This is a genomic window from bacterium, assembly GCA_020440705.1.
Classification (GTDB): Bacteria; Krumholzibacteriota; Krumholzibacteriia; order LZORAL124-64-63; family LZORAL124-64-63; genus JAGRNP01.
Genome location: JAGRNP010000138.1, coordinates 1 through 8,873, shown reverse-complemented (window position 1 = coordinate 8,873; position 8,873 = coordinate 1). Strand labels below are relative to the sequence as shown.

General features: G+C 73.7%; 5 protein-coding genes. All 5 read right to left on the bottom strand.

The window, feature by feature from the left end:
• Positions 1-175: 175 nt before the first annotated feature.
• Complete coding sequence (locus tag KDM41_15595; protein MCB1184852.1) at positions 176-1,336, bottom strand: tetratricopeptide repeat protein; 1,161 nt, start codon at positions 1,334-1,336, stop codon at positions 176-178.
• Between the two features lie 276 nt (positions 1,337-1,612).
• A complete protein-coding gene (locus tag KDM41_15590) occupies positions 1,613-4,207 on the bottom strand; it encodes a S49 family peptidase (GenBank protein MCB1184851.1) in 2,595 nt (864 codons plus the stop codon).
• Positions 4,208-4,235: 28 nt separating this feature from the next.
• On the bottom strand, positions 4,236-5,621 hold the full coding sequence (locus KDM41_15585; GenBank protein ID MCB1184850.1) for a sigma-54-dependent Fis family transcriptional regulator: 1,386 nt from the start codon (positions 5,619-5,621) through the stop codon (positions 4,236-4,238).
• Entirely contained in the window at positions 5,618-7,363 is a 1,746-nt protein-coding gene (locus KDM41_15580; protein MCB1184849.1) for a HAMP domain-containing protein, read from the bottom strand. The genes KDM41_15585 and KDM41_15580 overlap by 4 nt, the downstream gene beginning before the upstream one ends.
• The coding region (locus KDM41_15575; protein ID MCB1184848.1) for a hypothetical protein at positions 7,360-8,873 on the bottom strand (1,514 nt) is incomplete at its 5' end. The genes KDM41_15575 and KDM41_15580, both read right to left, overlap by 4 nt.

The following is an 8,873-nucleotide window of genomic DNA, read 5'->3' as shown; positions in this document are numbered from 1 at the left end:
GGGTGGGAACCAGGCTCGGTGTGCGTCGGGGTGTTTGTTCATGGTGTCCGACCCGCAAGGTGTGGGCCGGACACATTCTCAGAGACACAACCCAAAGAGAATGCGAAAACCGCCGACCCGAAGGTCGGCGGTTTTCCTTGGGCCGGATCCGGCGGGACCCGGCCCGGAAGGAACGTCAGCGATCCTGCGGTCCGTCGTGATCCGGATCGTCGTCGTTCCCGTCCCCGGCCGCGGTCGCCACCGCGAGGTCGGCCATGGCGCCTCCGAACTCGTCGCCGACCGCGATCGTGTCGACCTCGGCCTCGGCCGCGGCGAAGCTCGGGGCCGGGAAGGGGTCGAAGCTCTCGGCCAGCCCGGCCAGGTCGATGGCGACCAGGTCGGCGGTTTCGGTCAGGCCGTTGACCCGGGCCAGGCTCTCGTCGGCCTTGGCGTAGCCGGCGTCGGCGGCCAGGGCGGCGGTGTAGGCCTCGCCGGCGGCGACGTAGTGGCCGGTGCGCTCGAGGGCGACACCCAGGTTGTTCTGCACGCAGGCCCAGTCGGGCTTGAGCGAGGCGGCACGGGCCAGGGGAGCCAGGGCGTCGCCGAAGCGCTCCTGCTCGATGCGGATCAGGCCGAGGTTGTTCAGGCTCCAGGCGTCGTCGCCCTTGCCCTGCAGCACGGTCAGGTAGTCGGACTCGGCCTCGTCCAGGTGGCCCTCGTTGTGGGCGACCCGGGCGGAGACGCGGCGCACTTCGATGCTCGCCGGAGCCAGGGCCAGGGCGGCGTCGATGCGCTCCCGGGCGTCGGCGACGCGGTCGAGCTCGATGAGCACGCGGGCCGAGTTGATGAGGCTCTTCAGATGGTCGGGCTTGATGGCCAGGGCGGCGGCGAAGGCCTCGTCGGCGGCCACGGTGTCGCCGGCCTTCCACGCGCTCAGACCCAGCATGTAGTGGCCCCAGGCGTTGTCCGGGTGCTCGGCGCTGTAGATGCCGAAGAGCTCGGCGGCTTCGCCGTACGCGCCGCCGAAGTAGGTCTCCTCGGCCAGGGCGTAGGTGACGGGACCGCGGACGGGCGCGGCTTCCGGTTCCGGTGCGACTTCGGGCTCCGCTGCGGTCACGGCGATCCCGGTCTCGGCCTCGGCCGCGACCACGGACTCGGCTCCGGCGCCGGTCTGCAGGTCGGACAGGGAGCGGACGGGAGTGGCGGCTCCGGTCGCGGCGGCGACGTCGGGGCCGTCCTGGTCGGCCACGCGGACGCCGACGAAGATGGTGATGGCGAGGACCAGCACGAACAGGATGCCGGCTTCGGCGAACTTGAGTTTGCGCTCTTCGCGGGTGGTGATGGGCTGCTTCTTCATGACGCGCTCCTTTGCGTTGGGGTGGGCGGCGGATCGTCCGGCGCCCGGGCTTGGCGACTTGCCCGGGATATCGCAAGGGCGCGGCCAGATCGCGGACGCGATGCCGGTGTCTGCAACCTGATTTCCGACAACATCTTGTGAGATTGTCCGGCGGATCGGAGAGCTTGTGTGTGTCCGGCGGGACACAGGGAAGACGTGTGGCGCAGCCCACAGATGCGTAAAAACCGCGGCGCCGAAGCGCCGCGGTCGGAAGAGGGTCGCGGAAGGGGGGCCGGCTCAGTCGTGTCCGGTCCAGGCCTCGGGCAGCAGGTCCGGATCGACCAGCACCGCGGCGCCGCCGCGGGCGGCGTTGAGGCTCTGCAGGTAGTCGACCTGGGCGGTGCCGAGACCGGGCGCGCCGAGCAGGGCCGGCACCGGCTCGGCGGCTTCGGCGTCGCGTCCGTAGAGGTGGGCCAGGCCGCCGTTCACCCACGTGCCGAGACCGAACAGGCCGGGCAGGCGCGGCCCGAAACTGGGCCACTGCACGAGGGGCCGCGGCGGGTACTCGACCAGTTCGATCTCGCGCCCGGCGGGGATCCCCGCCAGTTCGCGGGCCCGGCCGATGGCCTGGTCGAGGGTGCCGAGGCGGTCGGCCAGGCCGTTGGCCACGGCGTCGGGCCCCATCCACACGCGCCCCTGGGCGATGGCGTCGACCGCCTCGGGGGTCATGCCGCGACCCCGGGCCACGGCGTCCACGAACTGGCCGTACATGCCGCGGATGACGTGCTCGACGCGGGCGAGCTCCGCGTCGGTCATGGGCCGGCGGGGGATGCCGCCGAGGAAGGGCAGGTTCACGTTGGCGTAGAGGTCGGCGTGGGCGCCGCGGTGCACGACGTCGCTCGTGACGCCCGCCTTCTCCGCGAAGCCGTCGTCCCACAGCCAGCCGCTGATGACGCCCACCGAGCCGGTGATGGTCAGGGGCGTGGTCAGGATCTCGGCGCCGTTCATGCTGATCCAGTAGCCGCCGCTGGCCGCCACGTCGCCCTGGCTGACGACGACCGGCTTGCCGGCGGCCCGGAGCTGGGCGATCGCCTCGGCGACCAGGTCGCTGGGCAGCACCTCGCCGCCCGGCGAGTCGGCCCGCAGCACCACCGCCTTGACGTCCGGATCGCCGATGAGGCCGCGCAGGTAGGCGCTGGTCTTGCGGCCGTTGATGCCGCTGTCCATGGCGCAGGGGCCGACGGCGTAGACGACCGGGATCTTCGCGGGCTGGCCCCACTGCTCGTCCCAGAACTCGCGGGGGTAGTCGCGCGGCGCCTTGCGCACGGGGCGCGCGCCGCGCTCGTCGCGGAGGCGTTTGAGCACGCCGTCCCAGCGGGCGGCGCCGTCGACGAGTCCGGCGGCCTGGGCCTCGGCGGCGGTCAGCAGGGCCTGCTCGTCGACGAGGGCGTCGAACTGGTCGGGCCCCAGGTCGCGCGCGGCGGCGGCGCCGTCGCGGAACGTGGTGTAGATCACGTCGACGATGCGCTGGCGCTGCTCGCGGTCGGCGTCGGACATGTGGTCGCGGCTGAGGGTCTCGGCCGCGCTCTTGTACTTGAAGTAGCGATGCTCCTGGAAGCCGAGGCCGAGCTTCTCGAGGGTGCCCTTGAGATAGCTGCGGCTCAGGGCCAGGCCGGGGATGGTCACCATGCCGTAGGGGTCGATGGTCACCTGGTCGCCGATGGCGGCCAGCCAGTACACCAGGGCGCCGGGGTTGTCGACGTGGATCACCAGCTCCTTGCCCGTGCGCCGGATCTCCAGCAGCTTCTCGCGCAGCTCCCACACCAGCGACGGACGGCCGCGGAAGCCGGCCAGGTTCACCGCCACGATGTCGATGTCGTCGGCGTCGCGCACCGCATCGAGCAGGGGCAGCAGGTCGAGCCAGGCGATGCGTTCGTCGTCGAACCAGCGGTACTTCTGGTAGGTGAGGACGCGGTTCTCCAGGCTGAGCGGGAAGTAGGTGGTGCGCTTGCCGAGGGTGAGCCCGCCGAGGGGCAGCCCGCGCAGGGGCGGATTCGACCGCACCAGGTAGGTCGTGCGCAGCCGCTCGTCGCTGGCGCCGCTGTACACCGGCAGGGCGCCGAAGGTGCTGAAGCCCAGGGTCACGCCGAGGAACGCGCCGTAGTCGGGGTCGCCGCCGTCGGCCGCTTCGCGGGCCTTGAAGCCCAGATGCACCCCGTCGACGGGACGCAGTTCGACGCCCGCGCCCCAGCTGCCGTCGGCCAGGAAGCGCTCGTCGTCGTTGGCGGTCCAGTCGGCGTGCAGGGTGAGCAGGTCGGTGCCGAGGGGGCGCAGGCCCACGTCGAAGACGCCCTGGTAGGCCGCGGGTCCGAGGGCGAAGGTGCCGGCCGCGCCGAAGCTGAGCCAGCGGAAGGGGCGGCTCACCGTGCCGACGACGAGGGCGTCCTCGCGGGGCGTGCGTGCGGTCTCGCCGTTGGACCAGCGGTAGGCCAGACCGAAGGCGTGGTCGCGCGAGCCGCCGGCCAGGCCGAGCTGGTAGTCGTAGATCTTCCAGCTCTCGGCGTGGGTGCCGAAGGTCGTGGCGTTCATGGCGAAGCTCAGGTTGCGCCCGAGGGCGAAGCCGTAGTCGTCCAGGCCGGAGCGGATGTCGGTGTCGTTCCACCAGAAGTCGGCGCCGCCCACGTCGTTCAGGACGGCGGCGGCGGGGTTGAAGAGGCCGGCCACGGGACCGCCCGTGACGGCGGGCGTCTGCGGCACGAGCCAGCTGCCGCCGCGGTAGTCGAGGAAGGGGTTGCCGCCGCGGGCGGCCAGGGCGGGGGCGGCAGCCAGGACGAGCAGGCCGAGGACGATCCGGGCGATCCGGACGATCTGGACGATTCGCGACGCGCGCATGCGGGTTCCCTCCGGAGATCGGTTGCGGTTACTTCTTCAGGCCGTGGCGGCGCATCACCTTCAGCAGGCTGCTGTGGTCGGCGAGCCCGAGTTGGGCCGCCGTGTTGGTGATGTGCCAGTCGTTGCGTTCGAGGGCGGTCAGCACGATCTGCCGCTCGGCGGCCGCCTTCTGTTCCCTGAGGGTGCCGCCGGGCAGCGCCGGGCCGGGGCCCATCGCCTCGCGGCCGGGCGCCGGGGGCGGCACCGTGCCGTCGGCGAAACCGGGCGGCAGCAGGTCGGGCCCGATGACGTCGTCGTCGCCGGCGATGACGAGCTGCTCCACCACGTTGCGCAGCTCGCGCACGTTGTTGCGGGTCCAGGCGTGGGCCTGCAGGCGGCCGACGGTCTCCGCGGCGAAGGTGCGCGGCCGCACGCCGAACTTCTCGCAGACCAGGCGCAGGAAGTGGGCCGCGAGGTCGGGCACGTCGCTCAGGCGTTCGCGCAGGGGCGGCACCCGCACCGTGTGGGTGTTGAGGCGGAAGAGCAGATCCTGCCGGAAGGCGCCGCGGGCGACTTCGGCCTCGGGGTCGCGGTTGGTGGCCGCGACCACGCGGGTGTCGACCTTCGTGCCCTTGTGGGAGCCGAGGCGCGTGACGACGGCGTCCTCGAGCACCCGCAGCAGCTTGGCCTGGGCGGGCGCCGGCAGTTCGCCGATCTCGTCGAGGAAGAGGGTGCCGCCGTGGGCGGTCTCGAAGGCGCCCTTGCGGGTCTGGTCGGCGCCGGTGAAGGCGCCGCGCTCGTGGCCGAAGAGCTCCGACTCGACCATGGCGTCGGGCAGGGCGGCGCAGTTGACGGCCACGAAGGGCCGACCCGCGCGGGGGCCCGCGTCGTGCAGGCGGCGCGCCACGAGCTCCTTGCCGCTGCCGCTCTCGCCGAGCACGAGCACCGGGCTGGGAATCTTCGCGAGCTTGTCGATCTGCTCCTTCATGGCCACGGCGGCGCGGCTGCTGCCGATGAGCGGCGAGTCGTCGCCGCTCTGGTGGCGGTAGCGCTTCACCTCGGCGCGCAGTTCGGCCCAGGCCAGGGCGTTCTCCACCTCGCGCACCACGCGTTCGAGGGGCTCGTCCTTGGCGATGAAGCTGTAGGCCCCGAGCTTGGTCGCCCGCACGCAGCGGTCGTAGCTGCCGGTGCCCGTGTAGACGATGATCGGGATCCGGTTCTGCTGGCGCTTGAGGGTGGCCAGCACCTCGAAGCCGTCCACGCCGGGCATCTCGAGGTCGAGGATGACGCAGTCCGGCGCCGCCGACGCGATCATGGCCAGGCCTTCGGAGCCGCCGCCGGCGGTGGCGGTGTCGAAGCCGCCGAGGCGCTTCAGGTCGTAGGCGTACTGGTCGCGCATGGCGGCGATGTCGTCGATGATCAGGATCAGGCTCATGTCTCGGTCCCGTCCGGCAGGGGGAAGCTGAGGGTGAAGGTGGTGCCCGCGCCCGGTGCGCTGGCCACGCGCACCGTGCCGCCGCAGTCGGCCACCAGGCGGCGCACGTTGCTCAGGCCGAGGCCGGTGCCGTGCTCGCGCGTGGTGAAGAAGTCGGTGAACACCGCGTCGAGGTTCTCCGGGGCGATGCCCTCGCCGTCGTCGCTCACGCTGACCAGGATGCGGGGCTCGCCGGTGTGGGGGTCCTCGTCGACCGCGGCGTCGATGGTGACCGTCCCCTCGCCATACGCCAGGGCCTCGAGGGCGTTGCGCACCAGGTTGTCGAAAATGCGCCGCAGACTCACCGGGTCGGCCATGATCGGCGGCAGGGCGGCGGGCACGGCGTTGACCAGGCGCGTCCCGTGGGGCACGCCCGGTTCGTGCATCACCGCGGCGACCAGTTCGGCCAGGCGGCAGGGTTCCGGCGCGCGGCCGGGGCTGAGCTTGGCGTAGTGGCCCGCCAGGTCCTCGAGGTAGGCCAGGCCGTCCTCGAGGGTGCCCCGGCGTTCGTCGAAGATGGTGGCCAGGGCCGCGGGCTCGTTCTCGCTGACTTCTCCGAGGTGGCGCAGCACGTTGCGCAGGGGCGTGATGCCGTTGCGGATGTCGTGGTTCACCTGGCGGGCCATCTCGCCCATGGTGGCCTTCTGCTCGGCGGCGCGCAGGCGGGCCACGCCGTCGCGCAGCCGCGCCGTCATCTCGCCGAGGAGCCGCGTCAGGCGGCCCACTTCGTCCGAGCGGCGCGAGGTGAACTCCACGTCGAGCCGGTCGAGATCGAGATCCTCGGTGCGGGCGGCCAGTTCGCGCAGGGGGCGGGTCACGCGGCCGGCGAAGACGGTGGCCGCGACGATGGCCGCCAGCGCCGCGATGACGAGGGCGCCGAGCAGCCACAGGTTCAGGTCGCGCAGCAGGCGGCGCAGGCCGGCGCGGTCGTGGGTCACGAGCAGGCGCGCGCTGTCCAGCTCGCCGTCCCACACCAGGGGCAGGTGCTCGGACTGGACGATCAGCCCGTCGCGGCGCAGGCGGTACTCGATCTCGAGGGGATCGCGGCCCGGCGCGAGGCGCGCGGCCAGGGCGTCGCCCGTGGCCACGTGCCCGTCGGGCCAGACGATGGCCAGGGCCAGGTCGCCGTCGCGGTCGAGGCTCTCGAGGCGGCGGGCGTCCGTGAGCTTGCCGCCCACGAGCTGGAAGGTGCGGCCGCCGACCTCCACCGGACGGGCGCGGCCGAGGGCGAGGAAGCCCTGCTCGGGGGTGCGGGCGTTGATGAGAGCCTGGCCGCCGGGGGCGCGGGCCAGCAGGGCGGGCAGGCGCGGATCGAGGCGGCCGTGGGCGTAGGGGAAATGGCCCGAGCTGACGACGCGGCCCTCCTCGTCCTGGATCTGGAGCATGTCCAGGTTCATGAGCGACATCTGGCGGGCGGCGAAGCCCTGCAGGTAGGGCGCCAGGTCGGGTCGGGCGCCGCTGACGGCGAGGCGGAAGGTGTTGTCGGCCCGGACCGTCTCGGCGAGGGCGTCGAGCAGCACGGCCACCTCGGCGCTCTGGCGGGCGAGGTCGTCGCGGGCGAGGGCGAGCTGGTCGGCCACCCGTTCGGTGTCCAGATCGGTGACACGCCCTTCGACGACGGTGCCGATGACGCGGATCGCCAGCGCCAGGGGCAGCACCGCCAGCACGATGGCCCCGATCAGGATCTGCCCGCGCAGGTTCACGGCGTCGCCCCGGCGGCCGTCGGATGGGGTGCCGGGTCGGGCCGGCCGAGTCCGGCCAGCAGCGGTGTCCCGTCGAAGTCGAGGCGCAGGCCGGCGATCTCGCCGCGGGCGGCGAGCCAGCTGCGGGTGACGGCCAGGGGATGCACGACGCCCGCGGCGGCGAGCACGGCGGCCGGATCGGGCGCGCGCCAGGCGGCGTCCCGGTCGGCGGCGGCGAGGGAATCGCCGGCACGCGCCTCGGGACGGTCGAGCCCCGCCTTCTGCAGCCAGGCGGCCCGCCCCATGAGGGTGGCGAGTTGCAGGCAGCCGGTGGGGAAGAGCTGATCGAGGGGCAGCACGAAGGCGCCGGACATCTGCCACTCCAGGGCCAGGTCGTAGTCGACGGCAGCGAGGCCCGCGATCCGGACCGAGGTGCCGGCCAGGTGCCCCAGGCGACCGGCCAGTTCGGCGGCGGCCGCGTCGCCCGCGGGGTAGGCGATGGTGCGGGGGCCGAGGCGGCCCCGGCCGAGGTCCGAAGCCAGCGGCGCGGCGTCGGGCGCGGGAATGGGTCCGGAGAGCTGCGGGCACACGGCGCCGCCGCGGGGGAAGTCCACGTGGGGCCAGTCCCGCGCCGAGACGGCGGTCACGTCGCGCGCCGGAACCAGGCCGGCCACGGCGGCGGCCCACGGGTCGGGGCCGTCGTCGCGCATGTCGGGCGGGCAGACCAGGACGTACTGCCGGTCCCAGGGCAGGGGGTGCACGGCCCAGGCGGGCACCTGGTCGAAGAAGGCCACGTTCTCGCGGTCGCGCAGCTCCAGCAGGTCGATGCCGTCGCCGACCAGGTCGCGCGGGTCGAGGCCGGGCCGCACGTGGAAGACGAGCTCGTCCCAGGTCGGCGCGTCCGGATGATTCAGGTTGGGGCGGCAGCCCAGGTCGGGTCGCGGCGCGGGGTCGCTGGCGCGCAGGCGCGCGGGGCCGGAGCCCACGGGCCAGGTCCAGCCGGGTTGGCGCAGGGCCACGGCGGCCGCCGGATGGGCCAGCAGCTGCGGGAAGCGGGCGTGGGGCTCGGGCAGCCGGATGGCCAGGCGGCGCGCGTCGACGGCGCTGATGCTGTTGGCGCGGGCGCTGATCCAGCGCCAGGGCGAGGCGGGGGAGGGGTCGTCGTCGCCGCCGGCGTTGTGCAGCCAGGCGTCGCGCACCCGCGGCGCGGTGACGGGGGTGCCGTCCCAGAAGCGCGCGTCCGGGCGCAGGGTGAAGACCCAGGTGGTGCTGTCCTCGGTGCAGGCCCAGGTGCTGGCCAGGCCGGGGCGGGCCTCGCCGTCGCAGCCGACGTTGACGAGGGTCTCGTAGAGCTGGGCGAAGACCAGGCGCTCGCCGGCGTTGCGGGGCACCGGGGCGTGGCGGGGCTGCACGGGGTCGGTCACGCCGACGACCCAGCGGCCCCCGGCGAGGGCCGGTCCGTCGCCCACGTCGCACCCTTCGCGCGCGGGCGTCAGGGTGCCGTCGGCGGCCGGCCAGAGGTCCGGCGCCA

Excerpts from the sequence above, each read along its gene's own strand:
- KDM41_15585 (MCB1184850.1), bottom strand. The coding sequence starts at position 5,621 with ATGAGCCTGATCCTGATCATCGACGACATCGCCGCCATGCGCGACCAG.
- KDM41_15595 (MCB1184852.1), bottom strand. The coding sequence starts at position 1,336 with ATGAAGAAGCAGCCCATCACCACCCGCGAAGAGCGCAAACTCAAGTTC.
- KDM41_15590 (MCB1184851.1), bottom strand. The coding sequence starts at position 4,207 with ATGCGCGCGTCGCGAATCGTCCAGATCGTCCGGATCGCCCGGATCGTC.